The sequence below is a fragment of the Paenibacillus macerans genome, from assembly GCF_050565405.1.
In the GTDB taxonomy this organism is placed as follows: Bacteria; Bacillota; Bacilli; order Paenibacillales; family Paenibacillaceae; genus Fontibacillus; species Fontibacillus macerans_B.
In genome coordinates this window covers 74748-91684 of record NZ_JBNYYG010000019.1, presented here as the reverse complement: position 1 = coordinate 91684, position 16937 = coordinate 74748, and the positions used below count along the sequence as shown (strand labels likewise).

Genomic DNA, 16937 nt, shown 5'->3' with positions numbered 1-16937 from the left:
GCCGACTTCTTAATTAACAAGTGAAAAGGAGATAAGAGGGTTCTATCCGTATTCAAAAAAATAGCATGTTGAAGAGACGTTGGATCAAGCAAGTGTTCGTTTTGAACTTGAGCCGGGCTAATTTCGTGGTATTTCGATATGTGCAGGAGGAGCATGCGAACGACCTGATATTTTCTGTAATAAACATGAGGGGAATTACGCATGCCACGACTCAGAAATTCACGTAATAAACCTTGGGGAATTTCATATTGGACCTTGTTCTCCCATATCCATCGATTGATGCCTTGAGGGCCGGGACGTGAGCTTGTCTTGATATTCTCCATTTCAGGCAGTAGCTTTTCGGCATATAACATGATTTCCACCTTCTCACGCGTGACTTTTCTAATATCATGATCGTCATTGAGAGTCGGGAACATACTCGAAACGTCAAGAATCTTTTCGGCAAAAGAAAGATTCTGCCGAAAAGATTCTTGGGTTTCACGGTGGGCTGGTTTTTCCAAAAGGGGTTGTAATTTCGAAGTCTTTTTACGCATCCGCTTGTCCTCCATTAGGTTTGTTAACACTAGCCTAACCAAGCTGATGATTTGTAGTTAAACACTCATCAACGTGAGTAAGTGGCCCTAATGGGGGAGCAAGCTATGAGTTAAGGGGTAAAACAAGGGTAAGCTCACGCTCTTCGATGACTTTTAAAAGCTCTTCATATGCAGTCCGTTTATTAGGTTTTGGCCCCAATATCCAAAATGAACGTTTGTGTGGCCGAAGAGGAGTATAGGTTGTCACAAGATGCGTTGCGAATGGAAACATATTCTGAATGATGTTTCTTTTTTGAGGATAAAGCGAAGGCTCGTGATTTAAATGAAATTCGAAATACTCCATTTCCAAATAACTGTTCACCCATCTTGCAGTAATAGGGCTATTCTCCCCTTCAAAAAGCGGATGAGGATCTCTGATCCAATATCCTCGTATACTACGAACCTGGTTTCGCTCTGCATTTAGTTCCTCAATTCCCTTATCAACGGATGCTCCGTTAAACCAATATTCTGTTGGTACTGAAAAGGATTCCTCATTAGGTTTTTCCTCTACTATGGTTTGCCAAGGAACGTTGCACATGACTGCATAGGTATGAATGAGACTCAGAGGTGGCTGCCGACTCGAATTTAACAGGCTATGAACGCTTCCCGATGCAATACCTGTGCCTTTCTGTATCATCTGTTGACTTAAACTGAACCATTTAGCATATAGCTGTCTTCGAAAGAAGACATCAGGATACATAAGGAGTTGTTCCCAAAGCGTTTTGTTGTTTTGAATACGAAATAGTAAGCGATAGTTTGCACTAAGTATATAGCTACGGCATTCCGCTTTTCTTATGTTATCCGTTGTATTCAACAATTCCTGAGCTTTACGTACAGGCTGAATCCAAAATTCATCTCTTATACTCATTTGCACTCACCACATCTATCATAACCAGGGCGAGAATCAATTGCCGGGTTACTCATGTATGTGAGTAAACGACTATGCAAACCAGAGTGGGAGATTAATGTATTTGGGGTCATTCGAGCCAAGGGTTCTCACCACGCTTCTTTTAGATATGTACTTTGATGTCTAAATAAACAAATTCAAAGTTATAGATTGAAAATATTAAAGGTGATGGTTATGAGAGAATATGACTTGTTACGAATTCAATTACTTAAAACATTAGTACAAATGGAAGAAACGCTGTTAGCCAGTGTCGAGAAAAAAATGTCTCAATCTAACACTGCTAAAAGCAAAGACGAAAATTCAACATTCGAACAAGATAATCCTCAAATGAAAGCCGTATTTTCTGTATTGGAGTTGTCCAATTATCTTGGCGTTTCAACGGATAGTATTTATACAATGGTACGTGAAAATCAAATTCCATTTGTAAGAATACGGAGAAGGATATTATTTAACCGAGATTCAATAAATTCATGGATTCATGCTAACACCCCAAAATCTTAGTAGCTTCGTTAGACGTTCTTTCATCAAACATTCTTAAAAAATAAAAAAACCACAATAATACCCCTAATAGTTGGGATAGTCCTGTGGTGGTTTGGTTTGTTTTTATAAATATAACATTACAATAAATTAAATTAATAATAAATCGGTAAATTATACCAAATCATTAGGGGTGAGTGGGGAAATAAAGGCAGTTTGAATGAAGCCGGCCCCCGTTCCCAAGATGAGGCTGACGAGCTTTCACTATAGAGGAGCTTCGGAAGAGTCGGCAGAGGAGCGTTGAGGAGGCCCCTGCCTGTATTTGCATCATTTGGCCGGTACTAAGCCCTATATATTCCCGCTAATTTGCGCCAATCATGTTAGGAACCTACAAAGAGGGACCCTTCTGGTGTTTGGTTATTTATGAATGAGATTTTTATACATGGGATTTAGCTGCAAACTGGAATGAAAGACCACCTCCTAAAGTGAACGGAGGTGGTCTTTCATATTATGCCATATGACGGTCAGCGACACTCTAAGCTTGTTTCACGTGATAGTTAAATACAAACCATAAGAGCGGCATTCAGAGCATCTGTCAGCGCTAAAACCATCTTTTGTACGTGTTCTGTTTTATCAGACAAAAAATCTTGCTTGTAACCATTTTCAATATACTCATGGTATAACTCGAACTGAGCGTCATTCGTTCGAAGTGACTCCTCGGATGCTTTTGGAACGACCTGCACAGGGCTGAATGAAGGATATAAGTATTTACGATCTAACTTATCAAGCGGCTTTTAAAATCACCGGTAATGTTATTGCCGGATTCTCACGATAGGTCGAGTAAGTTCCTGGTATTCTGCTTCAAGTTGTACTGCCAATAAAAATGGGGTTGCTCCTAGCAACGTATGTTAAGAGTCTGCTTGCTATTGGGCCGACAGCAGCCGGCAAGACGGCCCTAGTAAAACAATTTGCTTCTACTTATGATGTCGAGTAGATATTTGCTCGGCTCGTTGTTTTTTATAATTGATAACTAAGAGTGAGTAGATCTATTTAACTACTAAGCAGAAGGAAAAAAATCATGCTTTGGCGAATGCTTACAGAAGGAAACCACTAGTCCTGAAGGTAGTTTATGGCTAAGAAAGATCGATGTATCTGCGGAAGCGGGAAGTCTTCGAAAAATTGTCATCGTATCACTAAAGATAGTTGCGCGGCGCATCTGTTTATGCTAAATGAGCTAGTTGAGCACACAGTTGAATCGCACTTTAAGAACACAGTGAATAACCACCAGTGTTTTTCAGGATGCAATAATTGTTGTAGTGACTTCTTTACAGTTTCAGAAGTTGAACTCGAGATAATTATGGATGAATCTATATATTAGGAAAATGCCGCTTTTTAAGGTATTCATACTTTAGCTTTGATGCAGCGATATGATCCAACAAAACCAACGGTTGTAAATAGACATAATTTAGGTATGTCGATGCAAGAGAGTAATTCGATACAGCTTAAAAATGCAGCAGTTATGAAGTAAGTACAAAGGAGTTACGGTATGAGGCATGGAAAGATAATCTTCATAAACAGAAGTAGGATCAATAACTATAAGAAGTTGATCAGAGATGAGTGGGATTATTATTTTGCCCTCAATAATATTAGGGTCAGAGTTAATAACTTTGATTTAAAGGGTAAATCCGTAAGCTTTTATTTTCATGCCGGTAATTGTCACGTCTTTAAAGATCCATCGAAGGGGTGCTCATTATTTCTTCAAAGTTTGGAAGATTTAGATAAGCACAAAGATACGGATAAATCGAATCCCAAGCATTGTCCATATGTTAATCAGCTAATGAAGGAAGAACCGGATCGTATGTTTCCGATTAATCTATACAAATATAAATGTGGTCACTACAGTACAGGTCAAGGGCAGCACAGGTTTTGTATTTCAGGCATATTAGGAAGACACATCCCTAGTGTGATTTTGGGGTTTGATAACCATTCGAGTTGTGGTTCATGCTCGAGGGAGGGTTTCTATACTCTCAAAACTTTTTAATTAAGGGGGATAGTTCATATCCATGTATACAATAAATCTGTTTGAATCATCTATGCACTCTAATCACCAGAATAACAATACAAACATAAAGTTTGAGTTTGACTTGAGAATCTCTGAAAACAACATTCAGTTATATGACATCTTGATGTCGGATCAAACTCACAGGCTTCAAAACATTTTGGACATTCAGGTATCAGCAAAGGTTAACTCCACTTTTTTAAGAAAAGCTGTTGGAGAAATCCAGTCCAACATCCGAGTATTCAATCAAGGCTCCGGTTATACAGAATGGGATTGGATATTCGACTCGAACGATATATCTGCCTTAGAAGGGGTTCGTTCTGGCGACCTGCATTTTACAATTGATGTAAAGGCGATTATAGAAATTAGAGAGAACGACAATAAAATTATTCCGATAACCGGCAGCCAAAAAATAAAGATATCAGAGTCTGATTGGATTCGGTTCATTCATTATTACGGGTATTCTACAAAATACGGAGTAAGCCTTTCTACAGCATTGTTAAACGACAGAAGCTGGATTCAAGCATATGAACAGCTTGATATTGCTCGTGAGCATATGCAGCGTGGCATGACCTACGATGCCCTCCGTCAGTGTCTCTCAGTAATTGAATCCTATACTGATGTTGGCAACGGTCGAGGGGGTCCATATAGCCCGAAAGTTTGGGGAGAGTTTCTCAGCGATATTACAGAGCAAAAAAGAGATGGAATAACTGAGTTGTTAACTGGAGTATCTACTTACTTAAATAAAGTAGGACATCATCGCAACTCAAAATTAAAAGATAATGGAAATCTACCTGCTGTCCCAGTTGACCAGTATGAAGCCGAGCTAATGATAGGTGTATCTCATCTAGTGGTAGCATATTTAGAAAGACTGAGTGGGGGAAGTGACAAATGAAAATTAAAAAGGTGAAAATCCAGAACTTTAAGAGCTTTTACGGGGAGTTCGTCTTAGAACTTAGTGAGGGAATGAATATCCTAGTTGGGAATAATGAGGCTGGGAAAAGTACTATTCTAGAAGCAATTCACTTAGCACTAACTGGGCTTCTTAGTGGGAGACAAATCAAAAATGAGTTAACACAGTATTATTTCAACAATACAGTTATAAGTGAATACTTAACAAAATTGGAGCAAAGACAAAGCCACGAGTTGCCATACATATTGATTGAAATATATTTGAGTGGTGATGATATAGCGTTCTTAGAAGGTAATGGTAATAGCGATCGAGTAAAGGAAAGCGGGATTTCACTTAAAATTTGTTTCGATGAAAAGTATCAAGCTGAGTATGAACAGTTAGTAAGCAAGGGAGACGTAAAGACACTCCCCATAGAATATTATGATTTGGTCTGGTCTACATTTGCCAGGGAGATAATAACGCCAAAAAGCATTCCACTAAAGTCTGCAATGATTGATTCATCAAGTAATCGGTACCAAAATGGATCTGATGTTTATATTTCCAGAATTGTTCGGGATAACTTAGAGACTGAAGATATAGTGGATATTTCCCAAGCACATAGAAAAATGCGAGATAATTTCATGGGTTCAGAGTCAATTCAGGCGATTAATGCTAAAATTCAAGAAACCGCCGTTTTAACTGGAAAGAAAGTTGAACTTTCTGTTGAGCTACTTTCTAAGAACGCTTGGGAAAACAGCTTAGTAACGTATCTTGATGACGTACCTTTCCACTTCGTTGGAAAAGGCGAGCAATGCATTGTTAAAACCGAGTTGGCTTTAAGTCATAGGAGAACAAGAGAGGCTGCAGTCATTTTAGTTGAAGAACCAGAAAACCACCTATCACATACTAAATTAAACCAATTTATTAATAAAATAGCGGAAAACCAGCAAGGTAAACAAATAATTATTTCTACTCATAGTAGCTTCGTAGCTAATAAATTGGGGTTAGGTAACTTGATTTTACTAAACGAAAAAAGGGCAATAAAGCTCAATGATCTAAAGTCCGATACAAAAAGTTTCTTTCAGAAGGTCGCTGGTTATGATACCCTTCGACTCATTCTCTGTAAGAAGGCTATTTTAGTTGAGGGAGATTCCGATGAGCTGGTAGTCCAGAAAGCTTATATGAACACTAATGAAGGCAAACTACCAATTCATGATGAAATCGATGTCATCTCGGTAGGAACCTCTTTCTTACGATTCCTAGAAATCGCTGTGTTGCTTAATAAACCTGTAACAGTTGTTACAGATAATGATGGTGATGTTGAAGCAGTCTCTAGGAAGTATAGTGACTATCTAGGTGATAACGCCAAAGCTCACATTAAAATTTGTTATGATCAAACAGTTGATGAAGGTGACTTGTTTATTGGGAAAAACCCATTTAATTATAATACATTGGAACCAAAACTACTAAAAGTTAATGATTTGAGTAAATTCAATACGATTTTTGGAACAGAATACGCACATATTGATGAAATGCATAAATATATGAAGGCTCATAAAACTGAGTGCGCACTGAAGATTTTTGAAACTACTGAATCTGTGGTATTTCCTGAATATATCGCAGAGGCAATTAGGTGATCAGTATGAAAACTAATAAACTGGTTATAGCTGCAGCTGGTTCTGGAAAGACAACATTTCTTGTAAACGAAGCTTTAAAACAACGCGAAGGAAATGTACTTATTACAACTTATACTCAAGCAAACGAAGCCGAAATCCGCAAGAAGTTTAGTGAATTGAATGGGTGCGTCCCGTCCCATGTCACCATTCAAACGTGGTTTTCTACTTTGCTACAACATGGAATTAGACCTTATCAAGGTGAGTTATATGATGAAGCTATTAGAGGAATGCTTCTAGTAAATGAACCCTCAGCATTAAGATTTACTGATCAGAGGACAGGTAGAAAGGTTTACTTTGGTGAAGCCACTCACTTTAAACAGCACTATTTTACAAATGATTCAAAAGTATATTCGGATAAAATTTCGAAATTAGTTATCAGATGTAACGAAAAAAGTGAAGGTGCTGTTTTTAAGAGATTAAGCAGTATCTATTCACATATCTATATCGATGAAATTCAAGACTTGGCAGGATATGATTTGGAAATTGTTAAGCTTCTTTTGATGAGTAATTCTAACATACTATTCGTAGGTGATCCTCGTCAGGTAACATACCTTACCCACATTGAAAGAAAATATGATCGTTATAAAGAAGGACGTATCAAAGAGTTTATTCAAACAGAATGTCGTAGAATAGAATGTGATATTGATGAAGATTTGCTCTTCTGTCAATAAAGTGGACACTCTTAAGCTGCAACTTGGTAGTACAGCTGTTCAAAGCGTACAGGTGACATGTAACCAATCGTACTATTAGAGCGCTTGCGATTGTAAAAGAACTCAATGTAGCGATATAGCTTCTGTTGAGCCTCTTCCCTGGTCTTAAACTTTGGCCTGCTGTAGATGAACTCACGTTTTAAAATGCTATGAAATGCCTCGATACAGGCATTATCGTAGCAGTTGCCTTTACGACTCATGCTTGGCTGTATGCCTAAGCGAGCAAGCTGTTCACGGTACTCCTTGGAGGCATACTGGGAGCCGCGATCGGAATGGTGAATTACATCCTTTGGCTTCTTAGCCTCGTACGCTTGATTTAGTGCTTCAAGGACGAGGTCCGTCGTCATTCTATCGCTGAGCTTCCATCCAACGATCTGTTTTGTGTATAGATCCAAAATGCTGGCAAGGTACAGCTTTCCCTGGCGGCAAGGAATGTAGGTAATGTCAGCCACCCATTTTTCATTAGGCCTCTTGGCGGAGAAATCCTGATCCAGTACATTCGGTGCGACGGGCATATCGTGATTGGAGTCTGTGGTGGCGACTCTGAACTTTCGAGCCATGCACGAGCGCCACCCATTTTCACGCATGATGAGGCCGACGGTTCGTTCCGATACCGTCCATCCTTCTTTTACTAATTCATTGTGTATCCTTGGGCTGCCGTAAATTTCATCGGAATCGTAAAAATGCCATTTAATACGTGCTACGAGTTTCTCTCGACGCTTCTCTGTTTCGGAGGCTTCGGATGCCTGCCACTTGTAGTATCCGCTCCGGGAAACTTGCAGCACTTTGCACATCTTCTCCAATCGAAACTCGGAGCGATGATCTTCGATGAACTGGAACCTTAGTTCTTTTCTTTCCCGAAGATGTGCACGGCCTTTTTTAAAATTTCGATTTCTTCTTTCAGGTCCGCGATCTCACGTTTTTGGTCTTCAATGAGCTGGGATTGCTGACGAAGTGACTCTCCTTGGTTTACCGGTTCATTTTCAAACTCACGGTACTTACCCATCCAGTTTCTCAATGTACCGGGATTGATGTTCAGTTCGTCGGCCACCTGCTCCAAACTCTTTGTCTGCTCTTGGACATACTTTACGGCCTCACGTTTAAATGTTTCATTGTATCGTTGCCTAGACTCACTCATTCTCGACACCCTTTCTGCCTCAATAGATTTATTATCTGTGCGACATTAAGAGGTGTCCACTTTTTATTCTAGCTGCAATTCATTGAATGTATCACATAGAAATAATGAATTGATTTGTAACTACTCTTCAAAATTATTTCCTGATTTCAAGCCTTGTCAATCAAATCAACTTGAAGTGACGGGTCACGATGGCATTTTTCTTGTTAGAAAACAAGACGTAGATCAGTACCTCCAAAGATTTAACCCAGTTCAATTAAGAGACAGTGTTAGAGAGACAGTTAATAAAAATCACAAGTGTATTAACTTTGGGGAATCTAAGGGTCTTACTTTCGATAGGGTACTAATATATCCAACTCAACCCTTTATTAGGTGGATTAAGAATAACACTTTTGCCTTACCTTCTACGAGCCGTTCAAAACTGTATGTTGCATTAACTAGAGCGAAGTTCAGTGTAGGGATCGTCTATGACTATGACCAAGCGACTGATTTTGAAGGACTTAATAAGTATGTAATCTAATGCCGATAAAGAGTAAGTTTGGGGTGAGTAAAGGATTCCATGAATTGATGTTGATGTAAAACTGATGTAAAACATCAACCAAAAATATCGGAAAACACCCTAATATAACGGACGTCAATTGGAAAAATGCCCGCCAAATCAGGGTTTCCGCGGATTGCAACAGACCACATCCCATGACAGAGTGTTCCCGCATACGACACATGTGGAGTGCGTGGTGGGGATATGTCGAGTCGATACCTAGAAGTCTACAGCTATCAGTATTCAGCGAAGTATTTCTCCTTTGCGAAGGATGAGAGCGATTATAAGAACAAGGAATTGCGAGATACGATTAAAGTTTCGGTTGTTTTGGATTTGAAGTGGGTGGATATGACGAGCGATTTTTAAACTATAAAGAGAGCACCCTTTTCGGGTGTTTTCTTTTTTATGACGCCTGTGCACAACAACCCGGTGTTGTATTTTTTACTAAGCAAACTTAAAATCATGGGAATCAGCAATAAATCGTCATGAAGGGCCACCTTCAAATTGATATTGATATGCTCCCCATTAGGTAGACAGGTTAAATAATAAAACCTGTTTGCCAAGGGGAGTTTTTTCATGTCCCAAATTAACGAGTACAGCGGGAAAGAGAAATTAGCCATATTGAAGGAGCTTAAAACGGGGCAAGGGTCACTGAGCGAGATAGCCTACAAGTATAGTATTAACGTCAGTACATTGAAAGACTGGCGACGTCGTTATGACGGAGCTGAAGGGTTGGAATTTCGTTCAAAGAATAGGAGCTATTCGGTAGAACTTAAACTACAAGCGGTTCAAGATTATCTTTCCGGAAAGTACTCACAACACGAAGTCAAAAGAAAATACAGCATTGCAAGTCGTACACAACTCAGGAACTGGATTAAAAAGTATAATAGTCATAGCGGTTTAAGACCGTATAAGAATGGAGGCGTAGCCGCTATGACAAAGGGACGAACGACAACTTGGGAAGAACGGATCGACATCGTATTGCACTGCCTTGCTAATAATCGAGATTACCAAAAAACCGTAAGCCAGTACCAGGTATCCTACCAGCAAGTATACCAATGGGTAAAGAAGTATGAAGATGGCGGACAAGACGCTTTGCAAGACGGCAGAGGGCGAACGAAGGCGCCTGAAGAGTTAACAGAGGCCGATCAGCAAAAGCTCGCCATGAAGAAACTGGAGTACGAAAACGAGCGACTTCGGGCGGAGAATGCTCTCTTAAAAAAGTTACAGGAGTTCGAAAGGAGGCGTCGCTGAACGGGCATCGTCAGGAAAACATCTACCGTGCTATACAAGCGGTGCAGCAGGCAGAGTCTCTCAGCATACAGCTTCTGTGCAAGGTTATGGGGATTCCAAGGTCAAGTTACTACAAGTGGCTCAGTCACACGCCTAGCCCGCGACAGTTGGAGAACCAGGAGCTAACGTCGGTTATGATGTCGCTCTATGAGAAGGTTGAAGGTACCTTCGGTTACCGTCAATTAACGCTACATATGTGTCGACAAACGGAGAAACAGATTAACCACAAGCGCGTGTATCGTCTGATGAAGATAAAAGGGATTCAGTCTGTCATTCGTAGAAAGAAAAAGAAATATGAACGTTCTACGCCACAGCAGGTAGCTGAGAATGTTTTAAACCGTGAGTTTCAAGCTGAAGCTCCAAACCAGAAGTGGGTAACGGATGTAACTGAATTTAAATACGGCATAATCCGCTCGTGTTTAAGACATTGAAGTTGACGCTAAAAAAAGCACCTAGGAGCAAAACGCTCCTTCATAGCGACCGGGGCTTCCAGTATACGTCTTTGGGCTTTAAGAAGTTGTTGGACAAGGCTAAACTAAAGCGAGCATGTCACGAGTTGGACGTTGTATTGATAACGGACCCATGGAATCCTTTTGGGGAACGTTGAAATGTGAGAAGTATTATTTGCATAAATACCAAACCTTTGAGCAATTAAAGCACGACATTGATGCTTATATTCACTTTCACAATTACGAACGATTACAGAAAAAACTAAACAGCCTCAGCCCCATGGAATTCAGGGCTAAGGCCGCTTCATAGATCTTTATTTTTTGTACTGTCTACTTGACGGGGTGCAGTTCAAACGTATGGCGGGCTGTTTTTTTAATTTTCTTCCGTAATCGATAGATTCGAGTTGTGACAGCCGTTTCCGACAGGTTGTACTTTTTGCTGATCGAATGCACAGAAAGGTGGCGTTTAAAATAATCGACATAAAATTCGCTTTCTGCGCGACTTAACTGCTGCAAGACGTGATAAACCATTTCACTAAAGTCCAGCGTTGAGATTAGAACCTCATTGAGCTCCTGATTGCTTGCTGTCAACCGATTTGCCATTTTATCGCTGAGGGCTACCTCGTGCTGTTGCTTACGATAGAGCTGACGGTACATGGCATTAACCTGATTCCGAGAGGTGACATAGAGCCATCCCGCAATATTCGGGTGGATTCGTAGTGCAGACAGGTTCACTTGAACCTGCAGAAAAGTATTCTGTACGCATTCCTCCACCAGCGTGACGGGACGCCCTTTCATTAGCTTTTTACAATAATGAAAGATACGTTGAAAATACGCATGAAAAATCTCCTCAAAAAATTCTTCATTGCTTGTTTCAAACCTCATTGCAAGCGCACCCTCCTTTATTACTGGTATGACCAACCTCCTATAGCGTTGGACAGAACGACCAGGTATGAATGAAAGGTTATCTTCACATCCCTCCCTTCGCTTGTGTGTCTATTGAACGAGTAACAGATAGCCATAAAGAGCTATCTGTCTTCAATATTTTATTGCGATCTTCCATCATCCTATCTACATCCAAATATGTAATTTGTTTAAAGGTAGTAGGGCTTGTTTCATGTGTGCCGATGAGATTAATCAAAATTCCCCTGAATCCGTCAGAATTCAACGGGATTTTTTGTGATTTATGTGATTTTTCAACTATGGCGCAACAATTCTTATATAGGGGCAATCAAACCTATTTTTCAAACTGACTCCCTACTCTTGGCTAGAAGGGCAGCGATTAGACGGCGCTTATATGAAATTTCGCTAATGCATCATTCACATCTCGGTCAGCACTTGGACAACTCGGGACCTGCTATCACGGCGGTGTTGCCTTGAGGGCGGGAGCTGATACGGTATGCGGCGTCATCGAATAGTCTTCACGTTTATTTTCGTTTCATGTTTGGTTCATGCGGCTGGGCCGAATCATGATGTCATTTCCCCTCAATTAGAGATCTTACCGGGATATTGTGCTCTCGATGTACGGGGCGTTCCACGGCAAGGTCTTTTTTGCGTTTGTGCAAAAGTGAAGGGCGGATTGATGGGCAGTACGGGCTGCCGCTCCCCTCCTACTGTTTTGGCTGCTCAAAAACCAAAACGGAAGGAGAACCAATGAAAATAAAAATCAATTTACGAGAAATCTGCCCCTACTACAAAACCGATATTTGGGTGGAGGTAGAGGAGGAACTGGCGAGCGAAATAAGAAAATTAGACTTGTTTGAAAACGCATACATTCTGAGGAGGTATCGAAATCGGGCCTACTTTTCCCTGGATCGGGAAGATGGGATTGAACAAGAGGTCCAGGATAGCTCCATTTCATCGGAAGAACTGGTTATGCAAAAGATTTCCAATGAAGAATTGTACGCAGCGCTTTGTTCAATTGCCGGACAAATGGGTTCGACGAATTTATGCGCATTATGTGTTGGGCATGAGCAAGGTAGCGATAGCGCGGGCGGAAAAGATGGATGAAAGTACGGTGCGCAAATCCATGGAACGGGGCCTCAAGCAATTGGCACGGTTGTTGAAGACTGAGCAGGAATCGCAGGCCCAATAATTGAACAAGCAGGTAACAATGCACTGAAAATGTTGGAAAGATATTTTCTCGCCATTTGCATTTAAGAATACAGCGCATAATTTAGCTCCTTGTTGTTTGGAAAACTAAACGCTAAGAAACAAATTCGCCCTCTACAGATAGAACTTTCTCCAGCAAAGGGCGAATTTGTTCTTATTCGATATTAGGATCGTATTTTATGGTGTTAACCCACAAGCTCGACCCCTGTCATTTCTTCGCTCATGGTCCATAAGCGTTCTGCCATTTCACGATCAACAGCCCACGGAAGCGCGCCAGTCAACTGTTGCCCCATTCCGTTTAGAGAAAAATCAGAGATCAGGGTTGCAATATCACAGTCGAGGCAATAAACGCCACCTTTATCCTCCAGAAGCGGACTTGTTGCACACCAAACGCTTGTAGCAGCGCCTTGCTCAATTGTCTTGTATTCTCCGCCAATGGCACGCTCCTTTGCAGATAAAAACCGAGCCAGTTCTGTATCAACTCGCCCCGGGTGTACGGAGAAGGCACGAATACCGTCTGCATAGCCGCGCTCGTCAAGCGCTACGGCAAATAACGCATTGGCAGATTTGGCTTGGCCATAAGCTTTCCATTTGTCATATTCATGGTTCTCGAAGTTTGGATCTTCGAAGTTTACGCCACCGAAGCGAACCCCCGTCGAGGAAAGAGAAACTACGCGAGCATGTTCCGCCTTTTTCAAAGCCGGCCATAGACGCAGGGTCAACTGGAAATGACCAAGATGATTCGTCGCGAACTGGGATTCGTAGCCGCGCTGGTCTCGAACCAGTGGAGAAGCCATGATGCCTGCATTGGCGATCAAGATATGAGTGCTCTGCCAGTAGCCAGAAATCGTTGTGCAAAGGTATCGATCGATTCTGGATTCATTAAATCGAGCGTTTGTACTTCAACGCCTGCGATACCGGTAGTTGCGAATGTAGCTTGCTCCACAGAACGAGCCGCGACGATAACAGTAGCTCCCGCTGCTGACAAAGCCCGAGTTGTTTCAAGACCAATACCAGAATGCCCTCCGGTTACGACAGCTACTTTTCCGCTAAGGTCGATACCTTTCACGACCTCAAGTGCCGTTGTGTGCGAATCAAAACCGGAAGAGATGGGAACCTGAGGTGTAATTTTATATTGATGGTTAGCAGTCATCTTTCAGTACCTCCAAATTTAACGGTATTTTGTACTTATCGTGGAAAGGTTATTCCGATCAGTTGTTCGCTAAGTTGCCAGAGGCGATCTGCAAGTTGAGGGTCAATCGCCCAAGTCATGACACCATCAGGGATTGTCCCGATATCGTTTGCTTCAACAATCTTGGCAATATCGACGTTTTCGCAATATACGCCACCCATTCCATCAAGCTGTTTGCTGGTTGCGCACCATATGGAAGTTGCCGCACCTTGTTCGGCTGTTTTGAAATTGAAGGATTTTCGCGCTGTGTCCAATTCTTCCTCCGACATATAACGAATCAGGTTACTCATAATAGCTCCGGGATGTACCGCAAAAGCACGAACATTATCCTGGTATCCCCAGCGATCCAAAGCAATGGCAAACAAGGAGGTGGCTGATTTTGACTGTCCGTACGCTTCTTGGCGGTTGTATTCACGTTGTTCGTAGTTCGGATCATCGAAGTTGACGCCTCCAAAACGAATTCCCGTCGAGGATAGCGAGACGACGCGTGCTCCGTTAGCTTGCTTCAATGCTGGCCAGAGACGTGCTGTAAGCTGAAAATGGCCTAAATGATTGACTGCAAATTGTGACTCATACCCCCGCAAATCCCTCGTTAAAGGAGGGGACATAATTCCTGCATTATTAATCAGAATATGGAGGGGGCTGCCTTGAACCAAAAAACGTTCTGCAAAGGAATCAATGGAGGCTGGATCAATAAGATCAAGTTCCTCGATCTCGACTCGCGGTATTCCCGAAAGTGCTGTTTCGGCTGCACTCAGTGAACGTGCTGGAACTACCACTGTAGCACCTGCGTTTACAAGTGCTCGTGTCGTCTCCAATCCGACACCGGAATATCCGCCAGTGACAATCGCCATTTTCCCAGTCAAATCCAGGTCTACAAGGACTTCCTGCGCAGTCGTTTCCTTTCCAAATCCAGAAGACAGGGGCTGTTGTGCTGTTGCTTTATAATCACTGCTGTGTCCGCGCAATGAATCCCTCCTTAATTATCACCGTTGTTTGCTAAGCAATGAACTCTCGGCGACTAAGGAAATCATAGCACAACAAAAAGATGATGTAAACAAAAATTATATAAAGTGTCTATTTTGTAATTTGTGTTTTGATTGTGTGTGGTTTAATGTATAATTAATGAAATCAAGGCAAGGAGGAAAGAATATGAACGTCCCCCCAGAGATGAAGCCATACGATGCTAAAACGAAGCTGCTTAAAAAATTAATAAAGTCTGTCATTAGAGAGGGCTTCCAAAATCTGCGTATGGATGATATCGCTAAGCATATGGATGTAAGTCGGGCAACCATGTATAAGCACTTTTCTTCCAAAGAAGATGTGATTAGCGGTGTAGTGGGAATTATCATTGACTACATCGAACAATTAGAGGCATATAGAAATGATGAAGAGGAGGAATATTTCGGCATCCGATTTCAGCAGTTGTTTGAACAATCCGTATCCTTAATCGAGTATATTACTGACTCGTTTACAAAGGATTTGCAAGTGGCTTTCCCCGAACTGCACAGTACCCTTATAGAAGCTCTGCAGAAACGGGATCAACAGTCGCTTCAGTTTTATAGACTTGGTAAAGAACTCGGCATTTTTAATCCTATTAACGAAACGTTTATCTTAGTGCAGGACGTCGTATTACTCCGCGAAATAACAAGTGTAAAATACTTGCTTGCTAATCAAATCACTATAAAGGATGCGTTATATGACTACTATCAGTTTAAGAAAATACAGCTATTTAAAGCTGATAAGCATGATCTACTTGATGATTCCAATATTTATGGTGTTATAGAGCGGCTGGCTGAAAAATTTAATCGGACGTTAGTGTAAGGTCGGAGCGATAAACTACCTGCCCGACTCTCAGATGGATTTCAGGAATGATGGATAGAACACATTGTTGATGACACTGGATTCAAGCCATTTTCAAACGATTTTAGTTGGACTGTAAGCACATCTTTCTGTTGTTCTGAAAAGCTCGCCGTAGTTTCGTATGATGAATTCGGGCGTTGTCTAACATTGACGATGTGCCCCGCAGAATAGATCTCGAAGACCTTCTGGAGAAACGTCAAAACAAGATTTCTTCTGTACAAGAATCGATAATTGGTCGGACGTGCTGGCTGTTTACGCAGTTAAGACATCAACCGACAGCTTGACGGGCCTGGATGTGGTCACAATGGATCAGCAGAGAGAGGAACTGCTGCAGGCTGTGTTTTGGGATATGAATCAGATCGACTCGCAGATCGAAACACTGGAGCACACGAGGACTATCGCCGTCGAACAGAACGATGGAAGCGTTGAGGAACAGTCGGTGACGGAGTATGAACGCGTTCTGCAACTGTCGATTTCTACCCGAACAGCAGAACAGCAAGCGGCGCTCTATGGTTTTTCAACGGAACAGGTCGATTTGATGAATGAACTCCTGTCGGCAGAATTTCGTCCCATGATGCTTGCCATTCTTGGAAAGAACGGCGATACCGGATTAACCTCCGAACAGTTTGCGGCGGTTATCACCGATTTGCCCGCCGGTGTGCTTGGAAGCCAGGCTGTCGAACTGGCGTTGACCCGGCTGGGCGATCCGTACAGCCAGTTAAAAGCAGGACAGGCTAACTATACCGATTGCAGTTATCTTGTACAGTGGGTATATCGGCACTTAGGCATTGAATTGCCCAGAACGGCGGCAGAACAGGCGCGTTTTATCGTGGAGAACGGGCTTTCCCTTACCACCGATGAGCTAATGGCGGGAGATTTGATTTTCTGGAGCTACGAGCCGAACGGGAGGTTCATGAATATTACGCATGTTGGCATCTATGCCGGTGAAGGCAAGGTTATCGATGCCTCCTCCAGCCGGTTACAGGTTGTTTATCGGAATGTATTTGACGCCAATCTTCAAGTTATGTATGGGAGGCCGTATTTTCAAGATTGAGACATTTT

17 protein-coding genes and 2 pseudogenes are annotated in these 16937 nt (G+C 41.8%); 13 read left to right on the top strand and 6 right to left on the bottom strand.

Annotation, left to right across the window (positions count from 1 at the left end):
* Window positions 1-533: hypothetical protein (locus ACQ4N8_RS13820; protein WP_430704947.1), on the bottom strand; the 533-nt coding region annotated here is incomplete at its 3' end.
* A 103-nt stretch (window positions 534-636) separates the two neighbouring features.
* The gene (locus tag ACQ4N8_RS13815) at window positions 637-1440 is read right to left on the bottom strand and encodes a hypothetical protein (RefSeq protein WP_430704946.1); all 804 of its coding nucleotides are present in this window, start codon (window positions 1438-1440) and stop codon (window positions 637-639) included.
* Window positions 1441-1653: 213 nt separating this feature from the next.
* On the opposite strand from ACQ4N8_RS13815, the gene ACQ4N8_RS13810 reads away from it, so the two are divergent.
* The 5 genes from ACQ4N8_RS13810 (at window position 1654) to ACQ4N8_RS13790 (ending at window position 7254) form a co-directional block, all read left to right on the top strand.
* A complete protein-coding gene (locus tag ACQ4N8_RS13810) occupies window positions 1654-1980 on the top strand; it encodes an excisionase family DNA-binding protein (RefSeq protein WP_430704945.1) in 327 nt (108 codons plus the stop codon).
* 1105 nt (window positions 1981-3085) lie between these two features.
* Window positions 3086-3334, top strand: a complete 249-nt coding sequence (locus tag ACQ4N8_RS13805; protein WP_430704944.1) for an SEC-C metal-binding domain-containing protein — start codon at window positions 3086-3088, stop codon at window positions 3332-3334.
* Between the two features lie 685 nt (window positions 3335-4019).
* On the top strand, window positions 4020-4910 hold the full coding sequence (locus tag ACQ4N8_RS13800) for a hypothetical protein (protein WP_430704943.1): 891 nt from the start codon (window positions 4020-4022) through the stop codon (window positions 4908-4910).
* Complete coding sequence (locus tag ACQ4N8_RS13795; RefSeq protein ID WP_430704942.1) at window positions 4907-6544, top strand: ATP-dependent nuclease; 1638 nt, start codon at window positions 4907-4909, stop codon at window positions 6542-6544. The genes ACQ4N8_RS13800 and ACQ4N8_RS13795 overlap by 4 nt, the downstream gene beginning before the upstream one ends.
* Before the next feature lie 5 nt (window positions 6545-6549).
* Window positions 6550-7254, top strand: coding sequence for a UvrD-helicase domain-containing protein (locus ACQ4N8_RS13790; RefSeq protein WP_430704941.1), 705 nt, complete (start codon window positions 6550-6552; stop codon window positions 7252-7254).
* Between the two features lie 11 nt (window positions 7255-7265).
* Here the strand turns inward: ACQ4N8_RS13790 and ACQ4N8_RS13785 are convergent.
* Window positions 7266-8431 (bottom strand): annotated as a pseudogene (locus ACQ4N8_RS13785) (IS3 family transposase).
* A 52-nt stretch (window positions 8432-8483) separates the two neighbouring features.
* Here ACQ4N8_RS13785 and ACQ4N8_RS13780 point away from each other — a divergent pair.
* From ACQ4N8_RS13780 to ACQ4N8_RS13765, 4 genes are all read left to right on the top strand, one after another.
* The gene (locus ACQ4N8_RS13780) at window positions 8484-8948 is read left to right on the top strand and encodes a hypothetical protein (RefSeq protein ID WP_430704940.1); all 465 of its coding nucleotides are present in this window, start codon (window positions 8484-8486) and stop codon (window positions 8946-8948) included.
* A gap of 594 nt (window positions 8949-9542) precedes the next feature.
* Window positions 9543-10220, top strand: coding sequence for a helix-turn-helix domain-containing protein (locus ACQ4N8_RS13775; protein WP_430704939.1), 678 nt, complete (start codon window positions 9543-9545; stop codon window positions 10218-10220).
* Window positions 10221-10306: 86 nt separating this feature from the next.
* Window positions 10307-10690: an IS3 family transposase gene (locus ACQ4N8_RS13770; protein WP_430704956.1), complete on the top strand. Its 384-nt coding sequence runs from the start codon at window positions 10307-10309 to the stop codon at window positions 10688-10690.
* A 115-nt stretch (window positions 10691-10805) separates the two neighbouring features.
* A complete protein-coding gene (locus ACQ4N8_RS13765; RefSeq protein WP_430704938.1) occupies window positions 10806-11018 on the top strand; it encodes an IS3 family transposase in 213 nt (70 codons plus the stop codon).
* Between the two features lie 20 nt (window positions 11019-11038).
* On the opposite strand, the gene ACQ4N8_RS13760 is transcribed toward ACQ4N8_RS13765, so the two are convergent.
* The gene (locus tag ACQ4N8_RS13760) at window positions 11039-11593 is read right to left on the bottom strand and encodes an RNA polymerase sigma factor (protein ID WP_430704937.1); all 555 of its coding nucleotides are present in this window, start codon (window positions 11591-11593) and stop codon (window positions 11039-11041) included.
* A gap of 768 nt (window positions 11594-12361) precedes the next feature.
* Between ACQ4N8_RS13760 and ACQ4N8_RS13755 the strand changes: the two genes are divergently transcribed.
* Entirely contained in the window at window positions 12362-12718 is a 357-nt protein-coding gene (locus ACQ4N8_RS13755; RefSeq protein WP_430704957.1) for a hypothetical protein, read from the top strand.
* Entirely contained in the window at window positions 12654-12803 is a 150-nt protein-coding gene (locus tag ACQ4N8_RS13750; RefSeq protein ID WP_430704954.1) for a hypothetical protein, read from the top strand. The genes ACQ4N8_RS13755 and ACQ4N8_RS13750 overlap by 65 nt, the downstream gene beginning before the upstream one ends.
* Before the next feature lie 202 nt (window positions 12804-13005).
* Here ACQ4N8_RS13750 and ACQ4N8_RS13745 read toward each other — a convergent pair.
* Window positions 13006-13973: pseudogene (locus ACQ4N8_RS13745) on the bottom strand (SDR family NAD(P)-dependent oxidoreductase).
* Between the two features lie 35 nt (window positions 13974-14008).
* Window positions 14009-14980, bottom strand: coding sequence for an SDR family NAD(P)-dependent oxidoreductase (locus ACQ4N8_RS13740; RefSeq protein WP_430704936.1), 972 nt, complete (start codon window positions 14978-14980; stop codon window positions 14009-14011).
* Between the two features lie 184 nt (window positions 14981-15164).
* Between ACQ4N8_RS13740 and ACQ4N8_RS13735 the strand changes: the two genes are divergently transcribed.
* Complete coding sequence (locus tag ACQ4N8_RS13735; RefSeq protein WP_430704935.1) at window positions 15165-15836, top strand: TetR/AcrR family transcriptional regulator; 672 nt, start codon at window positions 15165-15167, stop codon at window positions 15834-15836.
* Between the two features lie 343 nt (window positions 15837-16179).
* Window positions 16180-16929 carry a C40 family peptidase gene (locus ACQ4N8_RS13730; protein WP_430704934.1) on the top strand — a complete coding sequence of 250 codons (750 nt, stop codon included), beginning with the start codon at window positions 16180-16182 and terminating at the stop codon, window positions 16927-16929.
* Window positions 16930-16937: the final 8 nt, after the last annotated feature.

Coding starts and splice junctions, on each gene's coding strand:
- ACQ4N8_RS13815 (WP_430704946.1), bottom strand. CDS start 1,440: ATGAGTATAAGAGATGAATTTTGGATTCAGCCTGTACGTAAAGCTCAG.
- ACQ4N8_RS13810 (WP_430704945.1), top strand. CDS start 1,654: ATGAGAGAATATGACTTGTTACGAATTCAATTACTTAAAACATTAGTA.
- ACQ4N8_RS13805 (WP_430704944.1), top strand. CDS start 3,086: ATGGCTAAGAAAGATCGATGTATCTGCGGAAGCGGGAAGTCTTCGAAA.
- ACQ4N8_RS13800 (WP_430704943.1), top strand. CDS start 4,020: ATGTATACAATAAATCTGTTTGAATCATCTATGCACTCTAATCACCAG.
- ACQ4N8_RS13795 (WP_430704942.1), top strand. CDS start 4,907: ATGAAAATTAAAAAGGTGAAAATCCAGAACTTTAAGAGCTTTTACGGG.
- ACQ4N8_RS13790 (WP_430704941.1), top strand. CDS start 6,550: ATGAAAACTAATAAACTGGTTATAGCTGCAGCTGGTTCTGGAAAGACA.
- ACQ4N8_RS13775 (WP_430704939.1), top strand. CDS start 9,543: ATGTCCCAAATTAACGAGTACAGCGGGAAAGAGAAATTAGCCATATTG.
- ACQ4N8_RS13770 (WP_430704956.1), top strand. CDS start 10,307: ATGGGGATTCCAAGGTCAAGTTACTACAAGTGGCTCAGTCACACGCCT.
- ACQ4N8_RS13765 (WP_430704938.1), top strand. CDS start 10,806: ATGTCACGAGTTGGACGTTGTATTGATAACGGACCCATGGAATCCTTT.
- ACQ4N8_RS13760 (WP_430704937.1), bottom strand. CDS start 11,593: ATGAGGTTTGAAACAAGCAATGAAGAATTTTTTGAGGAGATTTTTCAT.
- ACQ4N8_RS13755 (WP_430704957.1), top strand. CDS start 12,362: ATGAAAATAAAAATCAATTTACGAGAAATCTGCCCCTACTACAAAACC.
- ACQ4N8_RS13735 (WP_430704935.1), top strand. CDS start 15,165: ATGAACGTCCCCCCAGAGATGAAGCCATACGATGCTAAAACGAAGCTG.
- ACQ4N8_RS13730 (WP_430704934.1), top strand. CDS start 16,180: ATGGATCAGCAGAGAGAGGAACTGCTGCAGGCTGTGTTTTGGGATATG.